Genomic DNA, 23,180 nt, shown 5'->3' with positions numbered 1-23,180 from the left:
GAACTTAGCTGGCCCGGCTGCCCGGGCCGGCCACGGCCCGCATCGGGGGGATCGCCGGTTGGCGCTGCCCTTGGAAGCTGGCGCGGTGGGCGGCGGGACTGGTGCCGAGGATGCGGTGGAAGTGGTGACGCAGGCTCATCGCCGTGCCGAAGCCGGTGTCGACGGCGATGCGCTCCACGGTGTCGGTGGTGGATTCCAGCAGCAACCGCGCCCGGTCGGTGCGCTGGAGCAGGAGCCACTGCTGGGGGCTGGTGCCGGTGCGGTCGCGGAAGCGGCGGGTGAAGGTGCGCCGCGACATCAACGCGACCCGGGCCCAGCCGTCCAGGTCGACCGGGTCGCCGAGATGCGTCCGCGCCCAGACCATGGCCCGCTCGATCGGATCGTCGTCGGCGGCCTCGGGCACCGCGACGGGGATGTACTGCGCCTGCGACCCGCTGCGATGCGGAGCGGTGACCAGCGACCTGGCCAGTTCGGTGGCCGTTTTGCTGCCGAGATCGCGGCGGACCAGGTGCAGGCAGCAGTCCAGCGCCGCGGCCACGCCCGCCGAGGTCACGACGTCGCCCAGATCCGACCACAGGGTGTCGGCGCGAACCCGGACCGCGGGGAACGCGCGAGCCAGCTCGGCGGCGGAGGCCCAGTGCGTGGTGACCTCGCGCCCGTCGGCCAGTCCGCTGGCGGCCACCGCCCACGAACCCAGGCACAAACCGACGATCCGGGCACCGTCCGCGTGGGCGGTTCGCAGCGCGGCGCGCAGTTCGCCGGACAACGGTTCGCCGGCGCGCCAGCTCGGGATCACGACGGTGCCCGCGCGGGTCAGCGTCTCCAGTCCGTGCTGGACATGGATGTCGAAACCCGCGGGCGTGCGCAGGCTTCCGGGGCGCTCGGCGCACACGTCCACGCGATACGGCGCGCGCCCGTCGATGCCGACCCGGCCGAAGACGAGGCTGGGCACGGACAGATGGAACGGGCTGATCCCGTCGAACGCCAACACGGCCACCGTACGCATGGCCCGATCTTAATGGTAAGCGGCTCTCGGGCCACTGTTGTCCTCCTTGCGGGCAGGACAAGATCAACGACATGAGCGACACGATCGAACGCACCGGCCTGGAAATCCTGCACATCGGCGGACCGACCTTGCGGTTCCGCTACGCGGACCGCACCTGGCTGACCGACCCCACCTTCGACGAGCCGGGCGACTACCCGGGACCCGTCACGCTGCACAAGCTCACCGGACCCGCGGTGTCGGCCGAGGAGGTCGGCCCTGTGGACGTAGTGCTGCTCTCGCACGACGAACACGCCGACAACTTGGACGACTCCGGCCGGAAGCTGCTGACCACCGTGCCGACCGTGCTTTCCACACCCGGCGCCGCCACCCGGATCGAGGGTGTGCGCGGACTGGAGAACTGGGAGACCGTGACGGTGCACGGAGTGCAGGTGACCGGGGTGCCCGCCCTGCACGGACCGGAGGGCTGCGAGCCGTTCAGCGGGATCGTCACCGGGTTCGTGCTGCGCGCCGAGGGGGAGCCGACGGTGTACGTCTCGGGTGACAACGCGTCCGTGGACGTGGTGCGCGAGATCGTCGAACGGATCGGCCGCATCGACGTCGCCGTGCTCAACATCGGCGCCGCGAACATCGGCCGTTTCGGCGACACCGACGTCACCTTGAACGCGCGCACCGCGCTGCAGGCGGCCGAGATACTCGGCGACGCGGTGATCGTGCCGGTCCATTCCGAAGGCTGGGCGCACTTCAGCGAGACGCTCGATTACCTGGGACACGTCTTCCGTTTCGGCGGCCGCGCCGAGCAGTTGCGGATACCGCCGTTGGGCAGGCCGGCCACCGTGTGAGACGGGCAGTCCGCGCCCAGCTGGGCAACGTGCCGAGAAACCCGCACGCGGGCGGGCCGCGGGTGGTCGCCGTGTGCGCTCGGCGCGTCGGTCGTGGCGCGGGCCCCGCCGCGGGGCGACGATGACGGTATGAGGATCGGAGTACCCCAGGAGGTCAAGGAGCAAGAGTTCCGCGTGGCCCTGACTCCGGCGGGCGCCGGGGAACTGGCCGGGCTGGGACACGATGTGCTGGTGCAGGCGGGCGCGGGCGTCGGATCGGGCTTTCCCGACTCCGACTACGCCGCGGCGGGGGCCCGCCTCATCCCCGACGCCGACCGGGTGTGGCGGGAAGCCGAGCTCGTGTTGAAGGTGAAGGAACCGATCGCACCGGAGTACCCGCGGATGCGCCGCGGGCAGGTGCTGTTCACCTTCCTGCACTTGGCGGCCTCGCGCGACTGCACCGACGCGGTGCTGCGCTCGGGCATCACCGCCATCGCCTACGAGATGGTCCGCGCCGCCGACGGGTCGCTTCCGCTGCTGGCCCCGATGAGCGAGATCGCGGGCAAACTCGGCGCCCAGGTCGGCGCGTATCACCTGATGGCCCCGCTCGGCGGCGCGGGGCTGCTGCCCGGCGGCGTCCCGGGCGTGCGCCCGGCGGAAGTCGTGGTGCTCGGCGGCGGCGTGGCGGGGTCGAACGCGGCCGCGGTCGCCGTGGGCATGGGCGCGCGGGTCAGCGTGCTGGACACCAACCTGCACCGGTTGCGTGAGCTCGACGCCCGCTTCGACGGCCGGATCACCACGGTCGCGTCGAACGCCGCCGAGATCCGCCGCGCGGTGCTGTCGGCCGATCTGGTGATCGGCGCGGTGCTGGTTCCCGGTGCGCGTGCGCCGGAACTCGTCCCCGACGACCTCGTCGCCGGAATGCGCCCCGGCGCGGTGCTGGTGGACATCTCCATCGACCAGGGCGGCTGCTTCGCCTCCGCGCGTCCGACGACGCACGCGAATCCCACCTTCCGGGTGGCGGATTCGCTGTTCTACTGCGTCGCCAACATGCCGGGCGCGGTGCCGCACACCTCGACGATCGCGCTCACCAACGCGACCCTGCCCTACGTGCGGGCGATCGCAGGCCTCGGCTGGCAGGAGGCCTGCGCCAGGCATCCCGACCTCGCGCACGGGCTCACCGCGGACGGCGGGCGGCTGTTGTCGGCGGAAGTGGCTGCCGCGCACGGGTATTCGCGCCCGCTCGGCGTCGCGGGCTGACTACTCCGCCTCGGTGCGGCCCTCGCCCATGAACCAGTCGGGCGCACCGGTGGCGGGCAGGTCGCGCAGCTTGTCCGGGTTGCGGACCACGTCGATCGCGACGATGCGACCGTCGTCGACGGTGAAGGAGAACACGCCCGTGTGGGTGCCGTCGAAGACCACCAGCCCGGGCTGGCCGTTGACCAGCACCGCGCGGCCCCAGCCGCCCACCGCGGACGGCGAGTGGTACCAGCCGAGCAGCAGCTTGGCCACCAGTTCGGCGCCGCGCACGGGCTGCCGGATGGCGGGCACCTTGCCGCCGCCGTCGGCGGTCAGGCTGACGTTCGCGTCGAGCACGCCCAGCAGGGCGCTGAGGTCGCCGGAACGCCAGGCCACGGAGAAGGCCGACACCACCTTCTTCTGCTCGTCCGGGGAAGCGGGGAAGCGCGGGGTCCCCTGCTCGACGTGCTTGCGCGCCCGCGAGGCGAGCTGGCGGACGGCGGCCGGGGTGCGTCCGACCACTTCGGCGACCTCGGGGCCGCTCATCCCGAAGACGTCCTGGAGCACGAAGGCGGTGCGCTCGGCCGGGGACAGGGACTCGAGCACCACCAGCAGCGCGGTGGTGACCCGCTCGTCCTGGGTGACCCGGTCGGCGGGGTCGTCCCAGCTGGTCACCTCCGGCTCCGGCAGCCACTCGCCGACGTACTGCTCGCGGCGGACGCGGGCGGAGCCGAGGTGATCGAGGGCCAGCCTGCCGGTGACGGTGGACAGCCAGGCGCGCAGGTTGTCGATCTCACTCGCGGCGCCCGCCTCGTACTGGCGTTGCAATCGCAACCACGCCTCCTGCACGACGTCGTCGGCGTCGCTGAGACTGCCCAGTGTGCTGTAGGCGAGCCTGCGCAGATATGGGCGGTGCTCCTCGAACCGCCGCGCCAGCTCGGCCTGGTCGAGGAACTCGGGGGAAGGCTGTTCGGAAGTCACTGCTGTTCGCCGTTCGTCGTTCGGGCCTCGCCGGGCGAGTCTATGGATGCGTCACCAAGTCGACGACGCAGGGGCACAGAGTGTGACACCGGGCGGACGGTCCGGGCCGTGCGCGCCGCTCGACGCGCGACCGATACTGTCGCCGGGTGCAGAAGGGGACCTCCAGGGCGCTCGGATTGCTGCTCGGATTCGCGCTCGACCGAGTATTCGGCGATCCGCGCCGATGGCATCCCGTGGCCGGATTCGGCTCGGCGGTGGCGGCTTTGGAGTCGGTGACCTACGCCGACCGGCGCGCGGCGGGGTTGCTGCACGAGACGCTGGCCGTCGGCGCGGTGGTCGGTCTCGGGGTGGCTGTGCGGCGCGGCGGAGTGGCCGCGACCGCCGCCGCGACCTGGACCGTGCTGGGTGGACGCAGCCTCGCCCGGACCGGTCACGCGATGGCCGACCGGTTGACGCAGGGTGATCTCGACGGCGCTCGCGCGCTGCTGCCTTCGCTGTGCGGCCGTGACCCGCAGGCACTCGACGCGGACGGGCTGGCCCGCGCGGCCCTGGAGTCCATCGCCGAGAACACCTCCGACGCGGCCGTCGCGCCGGTGCTGTGGGGAGCCATGGCGGGCATCCCGGGTTTGCTCGGGTATCGCGCGGTCAACACGCTGGACGCGATGATCGGCTACCGCAACGAGCGCTACCGGCGTTTCGGCTGGGCCGCCGCCCGCGTCGACGACGCGGCCAATCTGGTCCCGGCGCGGGTCACCGGTTTGCTCACCGCCGCCCTCGCCTCCTCGATCGGCGGCGGGCCGGCTGCCACCCTGGCCGCATGGCGGCGTGACGCGGCCGGGCATCCCAGCCCCAACGCGGGGGTGGTGGAAGCGTCGATGGCGGGGGCCCTCGGCGTCCGGCTGGGGGGCCGTACCGAGTACCCGCACGGTGTGGAGATGCGCCCGGTGCTCGGGGACGGCCCGGCTCCCACGGTGCACGACCTGCGCCGCGCGGTCCGCCTTTCCGAAGCCGTGCAAGTCGCCGCCACTCTGCTCGCCGCCGCCGTCGCGGTGACCAGACGCTGAGGGGGTGGGGGCCGTCGACCTGGCCAGCCCGCGTTCCGATTCGGATAGGCTCGCGCGGATGCGGATCGGGCTGATGACCATCGTCGTGGCGGAGTACGACTCCGCGATCGATTTCTTCGTCGATTCGCTGGGATTCGAGCTGGTCGAGGATTCCGCGGCGCTCACGAATGACGGCCGCGCGAAACGGTGGGTGGTCGTGCGGCCGCCCGGCGCCGAAACGGGCATCCTGCTCGCCCGGGCCGACGGTGCGGCGCAAGTCGCGGTGATCGGTCGGCAGATCGCGGGACGGGTCGGGTTCTTCCTGGAGGTCGAGGATTTCCAGTCGGCGTATGACCGGATGGTCTCGCGCGGGGTCGAGTTCGTGCGCGCGCCCCGCGACGAGCCGTACGGGCGGGTGGCGGTGTTCCTCGACATCGCGGGGAACCGGTGGGATCTGCTCGGCCCGGATCAGTCGTAGCGCTCGGCCGACCGCGACCTGTTCGCGGCCGGGATCAACCGCGGCCGCGGCCGTAGCGGTCGGCGAGGCGAGCCTCTGTGGTCGGCGCGGCCGCAGAGGCCGACGGGACCGGATCGGCCCGGGGCTGGTCGGCGGGGGACGGCGCTGGTGCCGGTGCGGCGGTGGAAGCCTTTTCCTTCCGTCGTTCCCGGATCTCGGCGTAGACGAAGTAGCCGAGGCCGAGCGGAGCCATGATGCCGAAGGCCAGCCATTGCAGGCCGTAGGAGAGATAGGGCCCCGCGTCCAGCTGGGGGAGTGGAGTCGGGGTGAACGCGCCCGGTTGGTTCTCGCTCAACTGCAGGTAACCGCCGCGTTCGCCGCCGGTGGGCACCGGGGTGAGGGGTTGTCGCAGGACCGCCGATTCCTGGGGGGTGTCGATGGAATACACCTGGCGGTAGCCGTCCTGGACGCTCGGGTCCTTGCCGGGCGTGACGCCCTCGGACATCCGGACCCTGGCTTCGATGCGCTGCGGCCCCATGGGCGGATCGGGGATCTGCGGCGGGCGGGTGCCGTCGACCGCCGGCACCAGCCCGCGGTCGACGAGCAGCACGCGGCCGTCGTCCAACCGGAACGTCGCGAGCACCGCGTACCCCGGAGCGCCGTCGAGGTGGCGCAGCCGCACCAGCACCGTGGAGTCCGGCACATAACCGCCGGCGGCGGTGACCCGCCGCCACTCGGTGTGCTCGTCGCTTCCGGAGAGCACGGTGGTGACGTCCACGGGCTCGGCCTTCACCGAGTCGGCGATCAGCTGGTTGCGATGCGAGGTGGCCGTGTTCTTGCCGAGTTGCCACGGCGCGAGCACGGTGAAGCACAGGTAGGCGAACGCGGCCACCAGCACCGCCAGGATCAGCCAGCTGGGGCGCAGCAGGAAGGCGAGCCTGCGCATCAGGATCGCTCGTCGGAGATTCGGCGCGGATCGGGCGGTTCGGCGGTGGCCAGTTCGGCGCGCACCCAGTCGAGCAGGCCGGGGACGGCGGCCTCGATCTGCGCGCGCACGAGTTCGAAGTCCGCCGCGTCGCCGTAGTAGGGGTCGGCCACATCCTGGTCGTCGGCGTCCGGGTCGAAGGCGCGCAGCAACCGCAGTCGCTCGGCCGGGATGCCGAGGCGGGCCAGGTCGCGCTGGTGCGAGCGGTCCAGCGCGATCACCAGGTCCGCGTCGCTGTGCTCGGCGCCGAACACCGCGGCGACGTGGCCGGTCGGGTATCCGTACTTGCGCAGGGTCGCGCAGGTCCGCGGGTCGGCGTCGTCGCCGACGTGCCACGAACCGGTGCCCGCGCTGCTCACCCGCACCCGGTTGGCGAGCCCGGCCCGGTAGAGGTGCGACGCGAAGATCTTTTCCGCCATCGGAGAGCGGCAGATGTTGCCGGTACAGACGAACGAGACGTGCAGCTGACCCACGCCTGCCATTCTGGCCGGTCCCGCCCCCGGCCCGCCACGTAGGGTGTGATCTCGTGGCCGAGGACACCGTCGATCGCGCGAAACTGCGTCACCACGGCGACGTGGACGCGCGCCCCGGCATGCTCGATTTCGCGGTGAACGTCCAGGGAGCCGCGCCGCCGGAGTGGCTGCGGCGGCGCCTGGCCGGGCGGCTGTCCGATCTGGGCCGCTATCCGAGCGCCGAGGACGCCGACGCCGCGCGCCGCGCGGTCGCGGCCCGGCACGGCCGTGCTCCCGATGAGGTGCTGCTGCTGGCGGGCGCGGCGGAAGGCTTCGCACTGCTGCCCCGCCTCGCGCCCCGCTCGGCCGCGGTGCTGCATCCCTCGTTCACCGAGCCGGAACTCGCGTTACGGGAGGCGGGCGTCCCCGTCACCCGGGTGCTACTGGAACCGCCCTACCGGCTGGATCCCGCGGCGGTGCCCGCCGAGGCCGACCTGGTGGTGCTCGGCAACCCGACCAACCCGACCTCGGTGCTGCACCCGGCCGACACGATCCGCGCCCTGCGCAGGCCGGGCCGCGTCATCGTGGTCGACGAAGCCTTCGCCGACGCGGTCGCGGATGAGCCGGAATCCCTCGCCGCCGACTCCGCGCCCGACCTGCTCGTGCTGCGCAGCCTCACCAAGACCTGGGCGCTGGCGGGTTTGCGCTGCGGCTATTTCCTGGGCGCGCCCAAGGTTCTCGCGCGCCTCGACCAGGGGCGGCCGCACTGGGCGCTGGGCACCCTGCAACTGGAGGCGATCGCAGCCACCGCGAGCCCGGCGGCCGTGGCCGAGTCCCAGCGCGGCGCGCGGACGCTCGCCGAGCAGCGCGCCGCGATGATCGAGCGCCTGACCGCTCTCGGCATCGAGGTCCACACCCCGGCCGAGGGGCCGTTCCTGCTACTGCGCGTCCCGGACGGCGCACTGCTGCGCAAACACCTGGCCGCGGCGGGGATCGCGGTCCGGCGCGCGGATACCTTCCCCGGCCTGGGCCCGGATCATCTGCGCGTCGCGGTCCGCGGTGCGGCGGAGGTCGATCGGCTGGTCGCGGCGATCCGGTCGAATCCGGCGATGCAGTGCAGGGCCGAAGCGAAGGAAGGTGGACGATGACCACGCTCGCGGATCTCATCGGGGTGCTCGACGCGGCCTACCCGCCCGCGCTGGCCGAGCCATGGGACTCGGTCGGCCTGGTCTGCGGTGACCCGGCCGAGGAGCTGACCCGGGTGCTGTTCGCGGTCGACGCGACCGCCGCGGTCGTCGACGAGGCGATCGACTGGCGGGCGCAGGCCCTGGTGGTGCACCATCCGCTGCTGTTGCGCGGCGTCGACACGGTCGCGGCGAGCACACCGAAAGGCGCGCTGCTGCACCGGCTGATCCGCTCCGGTTGCGCGTTGTTCACCGCGCACACCAACGCCGACTCCGCCGAACCCGGCGTCTCCGACGCGCTCGCCGCGGCCATCGGACTGACGGTGACCGGCCCGCTGGACGCGAAACCCCAGTCGGCCGTGGACAATTGGGTGATACAGGTGCCACGTACGCACACCGAGGCGGTACTCGCCGCGCTCTTCGCCGCCGGTGCGGGCAAGCGGGCAGACCAGTGCGACTGTGCGGTACGGGTGCCCGCGACCGTGCAGTCCCGTCCGACGACCGAAGCCTCTCCGACGCAGGAAACCCTGGGTGAACTCCAGTACGCCGAGGAGGACCGGGTGGAGGTCGCCGCTCCCTCCTCGGCCCGCTCCGCCGTGCTCGCCGCGCTGCTCGCCGCGCATCCCGGCGAGGACCCGGTCTACCACATCGGCGAACGCGCCCAGCTGCCGTCGTCGCTCGGCATCGGAAGGGTCGGCACCCTGCCGGAACCGGAATCGTTGCGCGCCTTCACCGATCGCGTGGCCCGCGCTCTCCCGTCCACCGCCTGGGGCGTGCGGGCCGCGGGTGACCCGGACCGCTCCGTCTACACCGTCGCCGTCTGCGGCGGCGCGGGCGACTCCTACCTGGGCAGGGTCAGCGGCCTCGGCGTCGACGCGTACGTCACTTCCGACCTGCGTCACCATCCGGTGGACGAGCACCTGCGCAAGGGCGGTCCCGCCGTGGTCGACGCCGCGCACTGGGCCACCGAATTCCCGTGGTGCGCACAGGCCGAAGCGGTTGTGCGAACCGCGCTGCCCGGCCTGGAGACCAGGGTGTCCACCTTGCGTACCGACCCGTGGACGGTGCGCGCCACCGACTGAGCGTCCGAAGCCGTTGGCGCGGCGGCGGACCGGTCACGGCGTGTCGGGGCGTGTCCGCGCCGAGCCCGGACGGGTTGGGCGGTTTGCGTGAATCGAGTAGTTCGTGCGGGGTACAACTACCGCATGAACTTCCCGGTTGATTTCGGGCTCGTGCAGATCGGGCTGATCCTGCTGCTGGTCGTCGGTGTGGCGCTGATCGTCTCCGGTCTGATCGCCTGGCGCCGGGTGGGGATGCGGCCGCTGCTGGCGCGCGGGTCGGGCGGGCTCGCGCTGCTGCTGGTCGCGGCGGTACTGCTGTGGATCGCGACCCTGCTGCAGACCTACCTCGGACTGACCGGCGAGATCAAGGCGGCGCACGTGGTGGCCAAGCCGGTGGCAGGCCAGGAACACCAGATGGACGTCGACCTCGTCCTGTACGGCGACGACGACCACCCCGAACAGCGGCAGACCTACCGGGTCGAAGGCGACATGTGGGTGCTGCAATCCGGCATCGTCGAGCTGGAGCCGTGGGTCAACGCGCTGGGCTTTCATTCCGGTTACCGGATCAGCCGCCTGTACGGCCAGCGCCTCGACGGCGTCGCGACCGAGCAGAACCAGATCTTCCTCAACGACGGCGACCGCGACTTCTTCGCCGACATGCGCGAGGGCCGCTGGTGGACCCAGCCGTTCGTGCGTTCGGCCTACGGCAACGCGGTGATCGCGGTGCCCGGGGAGTACGACGTCTACATCTCCCGCGACGCCATCAAAACTCGCGCCGTCGGCGGCTGACGCCGGTTCGCCGATGCGGCGGGGTACGGTGGAACCTCGGTCCCGTCCACCCCGTCCAGGAGTTTGTCCGCGTTGAATGTCGAACCCCCGATCCAGGCCGAGCTGCTGCGGCTCGCCGCCGTCGACGCCGAGCTGACCCGGATCGCGCACCGCCGCACCGTGCTGCCCGAGCAGCAGGAGGTGGCGCGGCTGGAAGCCGAGCGCAACGCGCACTCCGACGCCGCGGTGGCCGTGCAGATCGTGCTGGACGACCTCGACCGCGACATCCGCAAGCTGGAGGGCGAGGTCGAGGCGGTGCGCAAGCGCGAGGAGCGCGATCAAGCCATGCTCACCGCGGGAACGGTGAACGCCAAACAGCTTTCGGAACTCCAGCACGAGCTGGGCAGTCTGCAGCGGCGCCGCTCCGTCCTGGAGGACGAGCTGCTCGAGGTGATGGAGCGGAGGGAGGCCTCCGCCGCCGACTACGAGCACGCGGGCGCGCGATTGAGCAAGACCGAGGACGAACTCTCCGCCGCCCGGCGGCAGCGCGACGAGGCGCTCGCGGATCTGGACGTGGCGCAGACGCGCTGCGTGACCGATCGCGCGGGCATGGTGGCGAAGGTGCCCGGCGAGCTGCTCGCCATCTACGACCGGCAGCGCGAGCAGCACGGCGCGGGCGCCGCGCTGTTGCAGGCTCGCCGCTGCGGCGCGTGCCGTATCGAACTCGATCGCGGCGAGATCGCGCGCATCGCCAAGACGGCCCCGGACGTGGTCGTGCGCTGCCCGGAGTGCGGCGCGATCCTGGTCCGGACCAAGGAATCGGGGCTGTGAGTTCGCCGCGACCGATGGCCGGGGAAACGCGGTGAAGTTGCCCGAGGTGATCGTCGAAGCCGACGGCGGTTCGCGGGGCAATCCCGGCCCGGCCGGCTATGGAGCCGTCGTCTTCGACGCCGACCACGCCCGGGTGCTCGCCGAGCGCCGGGAGTTCCTCGGCGTAGCCACCAACAACGTCGCCGAATATCGCGGTTTGATCGCGGGGTTGGCGGCGGCCGCCGAACTGGGCGCCGAGTCGGTCGTGGTGCGCATGGATTCCAAGCTGGTCGTCGAGCAGATGTCCGGGCGCTGGAAGATCAAGCACGCGGCCTTGATCCCGCTCGCCGACCAGGCTCGCAGGCTCGCCGCCGGCTTCACCCGGGTGACCTACGACTGGATTCCGCGCGCGCAGAACTCGCACGCCGACCGGCTGGCGAACGAGGCCATGGACGAGGGAAGCGGCGTCGCGAACAACCGCGCGGCGGCCCCGGACGCGCGGACGGCCGAGGCCGCCGATCCGGCCCTCGCGGTCGCCGAGCGCGAGGCGCCGAGCTGGATCGATGAGGTCGGGAACGCGAACGCCGAGCAGACCGCTCCGGCGCAGCACGGTCCGGGCTGGACCCGGGCCACCGGCCGTCCCACCCGGTTGCTGCTGCTTCGCCACGGTCAGACCGAATTGTCGGTGCAGCGCCGCTATTCCGGGCGCGGCAATCCGCCGCTCACCCCGCTCGGGCGGGAACAGGCGGCCCGCGCCGCGAAGATGCTCGCTGCCAAAGGCGGTATCGCCGCGGTGGTCAGTTCGCCGCTCGGCCGGGCCAGGGAGACCGCCGACGCGGCCGCGGCCGCGCTCGAGGTCCCGGTGGAGATCCACGAGCGATTGATCGAGACCGACTTCGGCGCATGGGAGGGACTGACCTTCGCCGAAGCCGCGCAGCGCGATCCCGGCTTGCACGCCCGCTGGCTCGGGGATCCCACCGTCGCCGCACCCGGCGGGGAGAGTTTCGAGCAGGTGCTCGCACGGGTGGACGCGGCGCTGCGCGATCTCGTCGAGCGGTATCCCGGCGCCAATGTGGTGGTGGTCAGTCACGTGACCCCGATCAAGACGCTGCTGCGGCTGGCCCTCGAAACCGGCCCGTCGCTGTTGTACCGGTTGCATCTGGATCTGGCGTCGCTATCGATAGCGGAGTTCTATCCCGACGGCGGGTCCTCGGTGCGTCTGGTGAACGATACGTCCTACCTCTGAGGCCGCCGCCGCACCGGAATCGAGGGCGAACGCGGTGCGCGGAGGGCGAATTATGCCCCATTGCAACACATTTGCGTTTCACAATCGCGCGATGCGGTGAATCTCACTTCAACTCGGCCTTGCGCGCCGAGTAGCGGTAGGCTTCCGGTCGGTCAGGCACAGGCGTCCCAGCGGCCCGTCTGGTCGGGGTCGACGCAGTCGCCTCGGTCAGTGCTGCTCGATGGGATGGCTTTCGCGCGGGCAGTGTGGCCCGTGGGCCGCGTCGCGGCAGGAAGCACCTGTGCCGTCGAGTGGTTCGATGAGAGTGCAGGTTCGATGAGCAGTCCGATCAAGGTTGTCGTTCTCGGGGCGGGGATCGGAGGACTCACCACCGCGGCCGCCTTGCGGCATGCGGGATTCGGCGTCGAACTATATGAAGCCGGTCCGGAGCTGCGGGCTCAGGGCTTCGGACTTTCCGTGCAGGCCAACGGAATCAACGCGCTGCGCACCCTCGGCCGCGGAATCGATGAGCAACTGCTCGAACGCGGCGGACGGGTCGAGACCTTCCGTTTCTGCAACCCCGACGGCAGCCCGATCCGGGTGCTCCCGGTGCACCGGCTCGACGCCCAGCTCGGCGCGCCCGCCGTAGCGCTGCACCGCACCGACCTGCACGACGTGCTGCTGACCGCGATCGGTGACACGCCGACTTTCGTCGGCGCGCAAGCCACCCGCTTCGTCGACGACGGCGAGCACGTGCGCGTCGAGTTCGCCGACGGCCGGGTCGCCGAGGGCGATCTGCTCGTCGGCGCCGACGGCATCCACTCGATGGTGCGCGCCCAATTGCACGGCCGCGCCGAGCCGCGCCCCGGCAATTTCGTGTGCTGGCTGGCCTGCATCCCGTTCGAGCACCGCAACGTCGCCCGTGGGCTTTCGGCGCACTTCTGGGGCACCGGAATGCGTTTCGGCATCCACGACATCGGCCACGGCCGGGTGTACTGGTGGGGCACCAAGACGCTGCCCGCCGACGAGGCCGCGAACTGGCAGGGCGGCAGGGAAGACCTGCTGCGCCTGTACGCCGGATGGGCGCCGGAGGTGCGCGCCTGCATCGAGCAGACCGACGAATCGGCGATCCTGGCCGTGCCCGCACAGGACCGTCCGCCGCTGGCGCAGTGGGGCCGCGGCCGGGTGACGCTGCTCGGCGACGCGGCGCACCCGATGCTGCCCAGCCTCGGTCAGGGCGCCAACGCCGCCATCGAGGACGCGGTCGTCCTGGCCGGCGTGCTGCGCAGCGCCCTGGACCCGGTGGCGGGACTGCGCCGGTACGAGAAGCTGCGCGCCGACCGCACCGCCATGTTCGTCAACGGTTCGGCGTCGCTGGCCAAGATCGAGCAGACCACCGACCCGCGCCTGGTGCGCGTGCGCGACACCTACTTCCGGCACGCGCCCACCGAATTCTTCCTGCGGGAACTCGGCAAGCCGATGTCCTTCCCGGCGCCCGACGGGCCGACCGCGCGGCTGCCGCGTCCGCTCTCGCCGGTCGAGCGCTGGCACTGGATCGCCGATCAGCTCGCGCCGCTGCACATCCTGTCGCGCGTGCGGATCCGCGGGCACGTCGAGGCCGGGCAGATCCGCGCGGGCCTGGACGAGGTGCAGCGCCGACATCCACTCTTGCGGGTCGCCGTCGCCGCCGAACCGGACGGCACCGCACCGCGTTTCGTGCCGGTGCAGGCGCCGATTCCGCTGCGCGTGATCGAATCCGAGGACAGCACCAACTGGCTGGCCGAGGCCGACGAGGTGGAGCTGCGCGAGCCGTTCGACTGGCGCACCGGCCCGCTGGCCAGAGCGGTGCTGATCAAGGAGACCGACGGCACCAACGAGCTGATCGTCACGCTGCACTACGCGATCGCCGACGGCGAGAGCGCGCTGTCGGTGGCCAAGCAGGTGCTCCAGGTGGCCGCCGGGGATGAAGGCGATTTCTCGCCCGCGCCGGTGCGACCGGGCCCGGAGGAGCTGTTTCCGCCGCGCTTCCGGGGTCCGGGCGGTGCGCTGCGCACCGCGGGATCGTTCCTGCGCGACCAGAAGTCGCAACTGCGCAAGCCGCGCAGGCTGGAGCCGACCACGCTCGCGCCGCCCGCGCAACGCCGCAGCCGGGTGGTGCACCGCAGCCTCGACGGCGACCAGCTCGAGGCGCTCACCGCTGGATGCGACCGCCACGGCGTCGGACTGCAGGCCGCGCTGTCGGCCGCGCTGCTGATCGCGGCGGCCAGGGAGGCGGGCGCCGCGAAGGCCACCTGGTACACCGTCGGCAGCTCGGTCAACTTCCGCGAACATCTCGACGGCGCCGCAGGCGACACCGAGGTGGGCACCTATCAGGGCATGATCGCCACGCCGGCGAAGTACGCGCCGTGGGCCTCGCTGTGGGAGATCGCCGCGGAGATCGAGCGCGAGTACGGCACGCGCATGGATCGGCGCGATCACCTGTCCGCGCTGAACCTGCTGAAGGTGGCCGCGCCGAAGTCGGTGGCCGCCAGCGCCTCCACGGTGAAACTCATGGACACTCGCGGCCCGGGGCATCTCTGCATGACCTACCTGGGCAGCTACCCCTTCCCGGACAAGATCGGCGCCTGGCAGCTGGAAGGCGCGCAGTTCGTCTCCGGCATGTCCGTCAGCGGCTTCATCATGGCCACCGCCAACGCGACGCACAACGCGCTGTCGCTCAACATCGGCTATGTCGAACCCGCGGTCTCGCGCGAACGAGCCGATCGGCTCGCCGACGAAAGCGTGCGTGCGCTGCTGTCGGCCTGCTGACCGGCGCGCGTACACCCGATACAACAGCAGAGTCGCGGCATCGGCAGAGCCGATGCCGTGATTCGCGATATCGATAACTGGATAAGTGTGGTAGCAGCTTTGCGTGTCAGCGATCAGGGTGGGCTTGGGTAGATCCGCGCACGGCCGGTGCCGCGACTGTCGCGATAGGAGTGACTGTGACATTCGAACCGAGTGCTACTTCCGAGAGACCCCCCGAAGCCTGGCCGGTCAGCGCGTACCAGCGCGATGTGTTGTCCGTCGCCTACCGGTATGCCCCGGCGCCGGTCACCCGAAACGCCTACTGCGCGTTCCTGGACGAGCCTTTCGACATGGCCCGGTTGCGGGCGGTGGTGCGCCGGGCCCTGCTCGCCGACGACGCGCTGCGCCTGCGGTTCGAGTTCTCCGAAGGCCGTTTCCTGCAGTGGGTCTCCGACGAGCTACCCGAGGTCGAGCTGGTCGATCTCAGCTGGGCGTCGGATCCGGCCGCGGCCCGCCGCGACTGGGTGAACCGGGCCAACGTGACGCCGTCGCCGCCGCGGCAGCCGTTCCGGATCGCCGCGCTGGTCGACGGGCCCGGCCATTTCCACCTGTACGTGGCGATGCACCACGCGATGATCGACGGCTGGGGCGTGAACGCGCTGTGGAGCGCCCTGGTGGACAACTACAGCCGCACCGACCTGTCGCTGGAAGAACTCGCCGAGCCGGATCCGGTGACCGAGCAGACCGACCGCGGCGCCGCGACCTACCGCAAGATCGCCGCCGAACACGAGGAGTACCTGTCCTCCGCGCAGTGGGTGGCCGATCGCGACGCGCTGGTGCGCCGCTTCGAAGGCGTGGTTCCCGCCCTCTTCTCCGGCCGGGCGAGCACGCCCGACGTCAACCGGGGACGTCAGCGCGTGGTGGTCGAACCCGCCTTCCTCGATCGCATCCGGGCGACCGGGTTCTCCGTCTTCGCGTTCACCGTTTCGGCGCTGGCCGCCTACCTGACCACAATCCACCGCTCCGAGGAGGTGGTGATCGGTGTCCCGATGCTCAACCGGCACAGCGCGGAGACCTTCCGCACCTCCGGGCACCGGACGAACGTGGTGCCCCTGCGCATCCGCGTCGACCCGGACCAGCCGCTGTCCGCGGTCGCCACCGAGGTGGCCGCGCAGATCCGGGAACTCAAGCGCTACGAGCGTTTTCCCTACGGTGACCTGGCCCGCGCGCTCAGCAGCGACCCGACCGCGCCGCCGCTGTTCGACGTGGCGTACTCCTACATCAAGATGCCGCCGTCCGATCACCTCGACAAGATCCTGGCCACCCTGGACATCGTCAATCCGGGCACGGTGCTCGAGGCGCTGAACATCCTCGGCGTCGAGCACGCGCGCGACGGCTCGCTGAACCTCCAGCTCTATTACGACCGGGACGTGTTCGACGAGAACTTCCCGTTGGAGTCGGTGGTGCGCGGCATCGGCGCGCTGCTGGTGGCGGCGCTGGACCGGCCCGAGGAGCCGATCTCGGCGCTGCCGCTGATGCCCGCGCGCGAGCGGGCGGCCATCGCCGCGTTCGAATCCGGGCCGCGTGTGGAATTCCCGTACACCACCCTCGATCGGCTGGTCGCCGAGGCGGCCGCCAGGCATCCGGAACGCATCGCGATCGAACCGGTCGCCGGGTCGGGCGAACAACCGCTGCGCTACGCCGAATTGTCCGCGCTGGCCGACGGATTCGCCGCCAGGCTGCGCGCGCTGGGCGCGACCGGCAACGAATGCGTGCCGGTGGTGCTTACCCGCTCGACCGAGATGCTCGTCGCGATCTTCGGTGTATTGCGGGCCGGTTGCGCGTATGTGCCGCTCGACCCGGACTTCCCGGCAGCCCGCATCGAGACCGTGCTCGCCGACTGCGGGGCGCGCTTCGTCGTGGCGGGGCCACGGCATCGGGCGGTTTTCGACGAACTGGGCGTCACCCGGATCGCGGTAGCCGACACCGTCCCGGCACGTGGCATCGAAAATGTCTCGCACCCAGCGGATCTCGGCTACATCATCTACACCTCGGGTTCCACGGGCGTGCCCAAGGGCGTGATGATCGAGCATCGGTCGGTGGTGAACCGCCTGATCTGGATGCAGCGGCGCTATCCCCTGCACGAGGCGGACGTCATCCTGCAGAAAACGCCGGTCACCTTCGACGTGTCGGTATGGGAACTGTTCTGGTGGGCGATCACCGGCGCCCGGGTGGCGCTGCTCGAACCGGGCGGGGAGCGCGATCCGCGCCGCATCGCCGAGGCGATCGCGGCGCACGGCGTGACGGTGTTGCACTTCGTGCCCTCCATGCTGGCCGCGTTCGTCGACGAGCTGGCGGCCGATCCGCCGACGGTCGCGCGGATCGGCAGCGTGCGACGGGTGATCTGCAGCGGCGAGGCGCTACCGCCGGCGCTGGTGCGCCGGTTCCACGCGGTCTTCGCCGCGGCCGGGGCGTCAGCGCCGCAGCTGGTGAACCTCTACGGCCCGACCGAGGCCACCGTCGACGTCTCCTACTTCGACTGCCCCGCCGACGAACCGCTCGACGTGGTGCCGATCGGCCGCCCCATCGACAACATCGACCTGCTCGTGCTCGACCACATCGGACGCCGGGTGCCGGTCGGCGTGCCGGGGGAACTGAACATCGCGGGCGTCGGCGTGGCCCGTGGCTACCGCGGCAGGCCGGAGCTGACCGCGGCGGCGTTCGTCGACGATCGCGGGGTGCCGGGACGCCGCCGGTACCGCACCGGCGACCTGGCGCGATGGCTGCCGGACGGCAACCTCGAATACCTGGGCCGCTTCGACGACCAGGTGAAGATCCGGGGCAACCGGATCACCCTCGGCGAGGTGCAGAACGCCATGCTCGGCTGCGCCGGGGTGCGCGCGGCCGCCGTGGTGGACGAAGTCTCGGAGGCACAGGGCGTGCAACTGGTCGGCTACTTCGTCGGGGAGGACGTCTCCGGCGAGCGGATCGCCGAGCAGCTCGCGGACCGGCTGCCCCGCTACATGGTGCCCTCCCGGCTGATCCGGGTGGACCGCATCCCGCTGACCCGCAACGGGAAGCTGGACCGGCGCGCGCTCGCCGAACACCTCGTGCTCGGCCACGGCGCCGAGCCGGTCGTGGGCCGCGAGCCGCGCACCGCTGTCGAGACCAGGTTGGCGCAGGTCTGGCAAAGCGTGCTCGGCATCGAGTCGATCGGCGTGCACGACAACTTCTTCACCCACGGCGGCGATTCGATCCTCGCGCTGGCCGTGCGCACGGCCGCCGAACGCGCCGGGCTCTACTTCGACGTGGACGCCTTCTACCAGGCGCCGACCATCGCCGAGCTGGCCCGGGTGGTGCGCGACGACCGGCACGACGACCGCGAGCGCGTCGCGGCGCCCCTGCAGACGGTGCCGCTGATCGACCGGGCCGCGCTGCACCAGGCCGAGGACGCCTTTCCGGCGACCGCCCTGCAACTGGGCATGCTCTATCACAGCATCGAGCGCACCGACTCGGTCACTTACAAGGACGCTTTCCGCTACCGGCTCGAAATCCCATGGGAACCGGCGCAATTCCGGGAGGCCGTGGACCGGCTGGTGCGGCGGCAACCCGCGCTGCGTTCATCGTTCGAACTGAGCAGGTACTCGGTCCCGCTGCAGGTCGTGCACGTCGCGCCGCCCTACGAGCTCGAGATCGTCGACCTCGGGGACATGGATGAGGCGGACGGCGAGGACCTGATCGAGATCTACCTCCAGGAGCGCACCCACGCTCAATACGACATCTCGCTGGCCCCGCTGTTCGCCATCCGGGCATTCGTCCGCCCCGGACCGCAGGAACCGGTCGGCACGGTGGATCTGGTGCTGAGCTTCCACCACGCCATCCTGGACGGATGGAGCGTGGCCACGTCGGTGCTGGAACTGCTGCTGGACTACCTCAACCACCTCGGCATGACCCGCACCCAGGTGGAGGCCACCCCGCATCCGGCCACCGTGCTGGCCGAGTACGCGCAGGCCGAGCTCGGCGCGGCGCACGACACCGCGGCCCGCGCCTACTGGCTGACCGCCCTGGCCGGCGCCGAACCCACCGCGCTCACCGCGCTCGGGGTGCATCAGCCGGTGGTCGCGGGCGTGCCGCAGGCACGGGCGCTGGTGCCACGCGGGCTGGCCGAACGGGTGTCGGCGTTCGCCGCGCGACACCAGGTTCCGGAGAAATCGGTCTATCTGGCGGCGCACTGCCTGGCGTTGCGGGCGCTCACCGGCCGCACGGACGTCACCACCGGCGTGGTGAGCCACGGCCGCCCGGACCGGGCCGGCGCCGAACGCGTGGCCGGATTGTTCCTCAACACGCTGCCGATCCGATTGGACAGCAGCGCGACCACCTGGCGTGCCGCGGTGGAGCAGATCGCCCGGCGCGAGCGCGAGGCCTACCCGTTCCGCCGCTACCCGCTGCGGTCGATCCTCGCCGACGGCGGGCCGGTCTTCGAGACGGCGTTCAACTTCGTCAATTACCACGTCTTCCAGCCCATGCTGGTGCTGGACGGCGTGCGCCTGCTGGACTTCGACGCCCGGGAGGAGACCAACTTCCAGCTGCTGGTGACCGCGGCCACCGACCCGCGCGACGGCCGGATGTGGTTGCGGGTCGACGGCGACCACACACTCACCGCCGAACAGTGCGAGACCGTGGCGCGCACCCAGCTGCGCATGCTGGCCGGCATCGTCGCCGATCCCGACGCGGTGATCGAGCGCGGCGCGGGTCCCGCGACCGCCCGCGACGTGGGCACGCTGGTGGTCGAGGCCGCCGCCCTTGACCCCGCCCGCGTCGCTCTCGCGGGGGACGACGAATCGGTCACCTACGACGAGATGATCGAGCGCTCCGATCGGCTGGCGCGGCGCCTGATCGGACTCGGGGTGTCGCCGGGCGACCGCGTCGGCATCCTGATGGGGCGCCGCCCGCAGCTGGTGCTGCTCGTCCTCGCCCTGACCAGGATCGGGGCCGCGTGCGTCCCGCTGGACGTCAGCTATCCGCGGGCCAGACTGAACCTGATGATCGACCGCGCCCGCCCGCACCGGGTGATCGCCGACGCCGCGTATCGCGACATCGTCGACGACGCCGCCCTGGTGCTGGACACCGCCGCGCTCTTCGACGACGCCGAGCCCGGAGCCGAGGTGGCGCTGCCGGATCACATTTCGCCCGACGCGGTGGCGTATGTGCTGTTCACCTCCGGGTCGACCGGTGAGCCCAAGGGCGTCGCGATGCCGCATCGCGGCTTGACTTCCCTGGTGGACTGGCAGAACCGCGCGGTCACCGGCACCGGCCTGCTGAGCACCCTGCAATTGGCGCCGTTGAGTTTCGACGTGTCGTTCCAGGAGATCTTCACCACCCTCACGGCCGGATCAACCCTGCGGGTGAGCTCGGCCGATCTGCGCTCGAACGTCGAGCAACTGTTGAACACGGTGGTGGAGGAGGGCATCGAACGGCTGTTCCTGCCGTACGTGGCCTTGCAGGCCTTCGCCGAGGCCGCTGTGGCGCGGCGGATGTTCCCGACCGAACTCAAGGTGCTGATCTCCTCCGGCGAACAGCTGCGCATCACCGACGAGATCCGCGCGCTGTGCAAAGTGGTGCCGGGCCTGGTGCTGGAGAACCAATACGGCCCTACCGAATCCCACGTCGCGACCAAGTTCACCCTCACGGGTCCGGCCGACGAGTTCCCGGCGCTGCCGCCCATCGGCCGCGCCGTCGACGGCGACACCGTGGAACTGCTCGACAGCGCCCTGCGGCCGGTGCCGGACGGCGTGATCGGCGAGATCTATCTCGGCGGCCGCAGCATCGCCCGCGGTTACGAGGGCAGGCCCGCGCTCACCGCGCAGCGGTTCGTCGCCACGCACGCCGGCGGAATCCGCTACCGCACCGGCGACCTCGGTGTCCGGCTGTTCTCCGGCGACATCGTCTGCCTCGGCCGCAGCGACAGCCAGGTCAAGATTCGCGGGTTCCGGGTGGAGCCCGCCGAAGTCGAACTGTGCATCCTCGGCCTGGTCGAGAAGTTCCCCGGCATCACCGAAGCCGCCGTGGTGGCGCGTGGTTTCGGTGGAATCGACGGCTCGCTGATCGCGTTCCTGGTCGGCGCGGCCGAGCAGACCGATCTGGCCGCACTGCGGCACGACCTGCGTTCGATGCTGCCCGCGCACATGGTGCCCGCGCGGTTCGTCTGGCTCGACGAACTGCCCCGCACGCCCAGCGGGAAGCGTGACGACGCGACGCTGCGCGCCTACGGGGAGGACGCCACGGATTCGGTCTCGGCGCGGCGCGAGCCCGCCGACGAGTACGAGCGGTCGGCGGTCGAACTGCTGGCCGAGTACGCTGGCCTGCGCTCGATCGGCGTCGACGACGACTTCTTCGCCGTGGGCGGCACGTCGATCGGGGCGATGCGCGTGGTGATGGCGCTGTCGCGCCGCTGGGGCGTGGAGGTGCCGCTGGACGAGTTCATCGGCGCGCCCACCGCCGCGGGGCTCGCCACGCTGGTGCGGGCGGGCGACATCCAGCGCACATTCGACCCGCTGGTGCCGATCAGCGTGGGCGGCGCCAAGCCGCCGCTGTTCCTGGTGCACCCGATCGGCGGCAACGTGCTGTGCTATCTGGCTCTCGCGCGGCACCTGGATCCGGATCGCCCGGTGTACGGGTTGCAGGCGTCGGGCGCGGATTCCGGTAGCGCGCCGGAGAAGACGATCCCGGCGATGACCGAGTCGTACTTGCAGGCGGTACGGCGGGTTCGTCCGACCGGCCCCTATCACCTGGCGGGCTGGTCGTTCGGCGGCTACGTCGCCCTGGAGATGGCCCGTCAGCTCCCCGAGCACGAGGTGTCCAGCGTGACGCTGCTGGACACGATGGCGCTGCGCGCTCGCACGCGGACACCGATCCCGGAGGAGAAACTCATCCGGTGGTTCTTCCTCGAGCTGTTGTGGTACGCGCGCGGAAGCCGCTCCGCCCTGGTCGATTTCGAGCCCGGCGTGCACAACTCCGAGGAGTTGTTCGCGGCGATGCTGGCGGAGTCGGTGCGGTCGGGCATCCTGCCCGCCGACAGTTCGCCGCAGGCGATCCGGCGGCTCTACGAGGTGTTCTACGCGAACTACTCGGCCATGCTGGACTACAAGCTCGAGCCGTACGACCGCGACGTCACGCTGCTGCGCGCGACCGAGGGCCTGCCGCCGGGCGTCGACCTGGCGCACAAGACCGTCGGCAGCATGTTCGACAGCGCCGACAACGGCTGGAAGCGGTACGTGGCCCGCCGGTTCACGGTGATCGACGTGCCGGGCGATCACCTCAACATGATGACCGAACCGAACATCGGCGAACTGGGCCTGCGGTTGGACGAGGTGCTGTCGGCCGCCGATCCCGACCTGGATCGCGAGTGGGACGAAACCATGCTGGACGCCTGAGCGCCGCTCACCTCTTCGCCGCGGCCGCCGCCTCGCGCAGCGCGGCCGCGGTGAAGTCGTCCAAGGGGTAGAACAATTCGATGGCCAGCTCCGACAGCGTCACGTCGGCGGGCGCGCCGAAGGTGGCCATCGTGCTGAACATCGACAATTCGCCGATCGGCGTCCGGATCCGGATCGGCACCTCGAACGGGCTCGGCGGTGCGCCTGCCCCGGCGTCCGGTACGCCCGCTCCGGCTGGATCGGGGTAGGCCGACACCTCCTCGTACAACGCGGCCAGTTCCGCGTCGCCGCTCGCGCCGACCTGCCTGCCCAGCCGCTCCAAGAACAGTCCGCGCACCTGGGCGAGGTCGGCCAACCGGGCCGAGAGCCCGTCCGGGTGCAGCACGAGCCGGTACACGTTCGGTCGCGGCGCGCGCACGTGCTCGGGAACGCCCTCCATCAACACGCTCATCGCCGCGTTGCCAACCACCACATTCCACAGGCGATCTATTACCACCGCCGGATACGGTTCGTGCGCGGTCAGCATGGTGTCCAGTGCGGCGCGGACCGATGCGAGATGGACGTCGTCCAGGCCGCTCTCCCGGTAGGCGGGCGCGAAACCGGCCGCGACCAGCACCGTGTTGCGTTCGCGCAGCGGCACTTCCAGCGTCTCGCACAGCCGTAGCACCATGACTCGGCTGGGTGCGGCGCGCCCGGTCTCCACGTACGACAGGTGCCGCGCGGAGGTGTCGGCGGCCAGCGCCAGATCGAGCTGGCTGAGCCTGCGCCGCTGCCGCCATTCGCGCAGCAGGATGCCCGCCCGCGAGGGTGTCCGCACCGATGTCATTCGATCAGCTAAGCACCCCGTCGCGCGGCTCCGCCATGACCTCCGAGGTTATTGAGACGCCCTCCTCCGGCCAGCAGGGTTGGTGCCGGGGGCCGATGGGCTCCG

16 protein-coding genes are annotated in these 23,180 nt (G+C 71.3%); 11 read left to right on the top strand and 5 right to left on the bottom strand.

What is annotated here, in order from left to right:
• Window positions 1–4: 4 nt before the first annotated feature.
• Window positions 5–1,006 (bottom strand): GlxA family transcriptional regulator, encoded by a 1,002-nt coding sequence (locus NNI01S_RS13235; RefSeq protein WP_063020362.1) that lies wholly within the window; start codon window positions 1,004–1,006, stop codon window positions 5–7.
• 71 nt (window positions 1,007–1,077) lie between these two features.
• Between NNI01S_RS13235 and NNI01S_RS13230 the strand changes: the two genes are divergently transcribed.
• Both NNI01S_RS13230 and ald read left to right on the top strand, forming a co-directional pair.
• Window positions 1,078–1,845, top strand: coding sequence for an MBL fold metallo-hydrolase (locus tag NNI01S_RS13230; RefSeq protein ID WP_084488763.1), 768 nt, complete (start codon window positions 1,078–1,080; stop codon window positions 1,843–1,845).
• A gap of 129 nt (window positions 1,846–1,974) precedes the next feature.
• Window positions 1,975–3,084, top strand: a complete 1,110-nt coding sequence (gene ald / locus NNI01S_RS13225; protein ID WP_063020361.1) for an alanine dehydrogenase — start codon at window positions 1,975–1,977, stop codon at window positions 3,082–3,084.
• On the opposite strand, the gene sigJ is transcribed toward ald, so the two are convergent.
• On the bottom strand, window positions 3,085–4,044 hold the full coding sequence (sigJ, locus tag NNI01S_RS13220; protein WP_063020360.1) for an RNA polymerase sigma factor SigJ: 960 nt from the start codon (window positions 4,042–4,044) through the stop codon (window positions 3,085–3,087).
• Between the two features lie 146 nt (window positions 4,045–4,190).
• On the opposite strand from sigJ, the gene NNI01S_RS13215 reads away from it, so the two are divergent.
• Window positions 4,191–5,108: a cobalamin biosynthesis protein gene (locus NNI01S_RS13215; protein ID WP_063020359.1), complete on the top strand. Its 918-nt coding sequence runs from the start codon at window positions 4,191–4,193 to the stop codon at window positions 5,106–5,108.
• A 58-nt stretch (window positions 5,109–5,166) separates the two neighbouring features.
• The gene (locus NNI01S_RS13210; protein WP_063020358.1) at window positions 5,167–5,565 is read left to right on the top strand and encodes a VOC family protein; all 399 of its coding nucleotides are present in this window, start codon (window positions 5,167–5,169) and stop codon (window positions 5,563–5,565) included.
• Window positions 5,566–5,599: 34 nt separating this feature from the next.
• Here the strand turns inward: NNI01S_RS13210 and NNI01S_RS13205 are convergent, their stop codons facing one another.
• Both NNI01S_RS13205 and NNI01S_RS13200 read right to left on the bottom strand, forming a co-directional pair.
• On the bottom strand, window positions 5,600–6,490 hold the full coding sequence (locus NNI01S_RS13205; RefSeq protein ID WP_063020357.1) for an SURF1 family cytochrome oxidase biogenesis protein: 891 nt from the start codon (window positions 6,488–6,490) through the stop codon (window positions 5,600–5,602).
• Window positions 6,490–7,011, bottom strand: coding sequence for a low molecular weight protein-tyrosine-phosphatase (locus NNI01S_RS13200; RefSeq protein ID WP_063020356.1), 522 nt, complete (start codon window positions 7,009–7,011; stop codon window positions 6,490–6,492). Before NNI01S_RS13200 ends, NNI01S_RS13205 begins: the two co-directional genes overlap by 1 nt.
• A 44-nt stretch (window positions 7,012–7,055) precedes the next feature.
• Here NNI01S_RS13200 and cobC point away from each other — a divergent pair, with 44 nt between their 5' ends.
• From cobC to NNI01S_RS13165, 7 genes are all read left to right on the top strand, one after another.
• Window positions 7,056–8,129, top strand: coding sequence for an Rv2231c family histidinol phosphate aminotransferase CobC (gene cobC / locus NNI01S_RS13195; RefSeq protein WP_063020355.1), 1,074 nt, complete (start codon window positions 7,056–7,058; stop codon window positions 8,127–8,129).
• Window positions 8,126–9,247, top strand: a complete 1,122-nt coding sequence (locus tag NNI01S_RS13190) for a Nif3-like dinuclear metal center hexameric protein (protein WP_063020354.1) — start codon at window positions 8,126–8,128, stop codon at window positions 9,245–9,247. Before cobC ends, NNI01S_RS13190 begins: the two co-directional genes overlap by 4 nt.
• A 123-nt stretch (window positions 9,248–9,370) precedes the next feature.
• The gene (locus NNI01S_RS13185; protein WP_063020353.1) at window positions 9,371–10,015 is read left to right on the top strand and encodes a hypothetical protein; all 645 of its coding nucleotides are present in this window, start codon (window positions 9,371–9,373) and stop codon (window positions 10,013–10,015) included.
• A gap of 72 nt (window positions 10,016–10,087) precedes the next feature.
• Window positions 10,088–10,825 (top strand): zinc ribbon domain-containing protein, encoded by a 738-nt coding sequence (locus tag NNI01S_RS13180; RefSeq protein ID WP_063020479.1) that lies wholly within the window; start codon window positions 10,088–10,090, stop codon window positions 10,823–10,825.
• A gap of 37 nt (window positions 10,826–10,862) precedes the next feature.
• Window positions 10,863–12,050 (top strand): bifunctional RNase H/acid phosphatase, encoded by a 1,188-nt coding sequence (locus tag NNI01S_RS13175; protein WP_063020478.1) that lies wholly within the window; start codon window positions 10,863–10,865, stop codon window positions 12,048–12,050.
• 315 nt (window positions 12,051–12,365) lie between these two features.
• The gene (locus NNI01S_RS13170; RefSeq protein ID WP_063020352.1) at window positions 12,366–14,837 is read left to right on the top strand and encodes an FAD-dependent monooxygenase; all 2,472 of its coding nucleotides are present in this window, start codon (window positions 12,366–12,368) and stop codon (window positions 14,835–14,837) included.
• 176 nt (window positions 14,838–15,013) lie between these two features.
• On the top strand, window positions 15,014–22,249 hold the full coding sequence (locus tag NNI01S_RS13165) for a non-ribosomal peptide synthetase (RefSeq protein WP_063917448.1): 7,236 nt from the start codon (window positions 15,014–15,016) through the stop codon (window positions 22,247–22,249).
• A 7-nt stretch (window positions 22,250–22,256) separates the two neighbouring features.
• Here the strand turns inward: NNI01S_RS13165 and NNI01S_RS13160 are convergent, their stop codons facing one another.
• The gene (locus NNI01S_RS13160; protein WP_063020350.1) at window positions 22,257–23,075 is read right to left on the bottom strand and encodes a helix-turn-helix domain-containing protein; all 819 of its coding nucleotides are present in this window, start codon (window positions 23,073–23,075) and stop codon (window positions 22,257–22,259) included.
• Window positions 23,076–23,180 lie beyond the last annotated feature (105 nt).

Source organism: Nocardia niwae NBRC 108934 = DSM 45340 (genome assembly GCF_001613465.1).
Taxonomy (GTDB): Bacteria; Actinomycetota; Actinomycetes; order Mycobacteriales; family Mycobacteriaceae; genus Nocardia; species Nocardia niwae.
This window is presented reverse-complemented; position numbering and strand designations above follow the sequence as displayed.

What these genes read in the sequence shown, in the direction of transcription:
- NNI01S_RS13235 (WP_063020362.1), bottom strand. Translation starts at nt 1,006, where the DNA reads ATGCGTACGGTGGCCGTGTTGGCGTTCGACGGGATCAGCCCGTTCCAT.
- NNI01S_RS13230 (WP_084488763.1), top strand. Translation starts at nt 1,078, where the DNA reads ATGAGCGACACGATCGAACGCACCGGCCTGGAAATCCTGCACATCGGC.
- ald (WP_063020361.1), top strand. Translation starts at nt 1,975, where the DNA reads ATGAGGATCGGAGTACCCCAGGAGGTCAAGGAGCAAGAGTTCCGCGTG.
- NNI01S_RS13210 (WP_063020358.1), top strand. Translation starts at nt 5,167, where the DNA reads ATGCGGATCGGGCTGATGACCATCGTCGTGGCGGAGTACGACTCCGCG.
- NNI01S_RS13205 (WP_063020357.1), bottom strand. Translation starts at nt 6,490, where the DNA reads ATGCGCAGGCTCGCCTTCCTGCTGCGCCCCAGCTGGCTGATCCTGGCG.
- NNI01S_RS13200 (WP_063020356.1), bottom strand. Translation starts at nt 7,011, where the DNA reads ATGGCAGGCGTGGGTCAGCTGCACGTCTCGTTCGTCTGTACCGGCAAC.
- NNI01S_RS13190 (WP_063020354.1), top strand. Translation starts at nt 8,126, where the DNA reads ATGACCACGCTCGCGGATCTCATCGGGGTGCTCGACGCGGCCTACCCG.
- NNI01S_RS13185 (WP_063020353.1), top strand. Translation starts at nt 9,371, where the DNA reads ATGAACTTCCCGGTTGATTTCGGGCTCGTGCAGATCGGGCTGATCCTG.
- NNI01S_RS13170 (WP_063020352.1), top strand. Translation starts at nt 12,366, where the DNA reads ATGAGCAGTCCGATCAAGGTTGTCGTTCTCGGGGCGGGGATCGGAGGA.
- NNI01S_RS13160 (WP_063020350.1), bottom strand. Translation starts at nt 23,075, where the DNA reads ATGACATCGGTGCGGACACCCTCGCGGGCGGGCATCCTGCTGCGCGAA.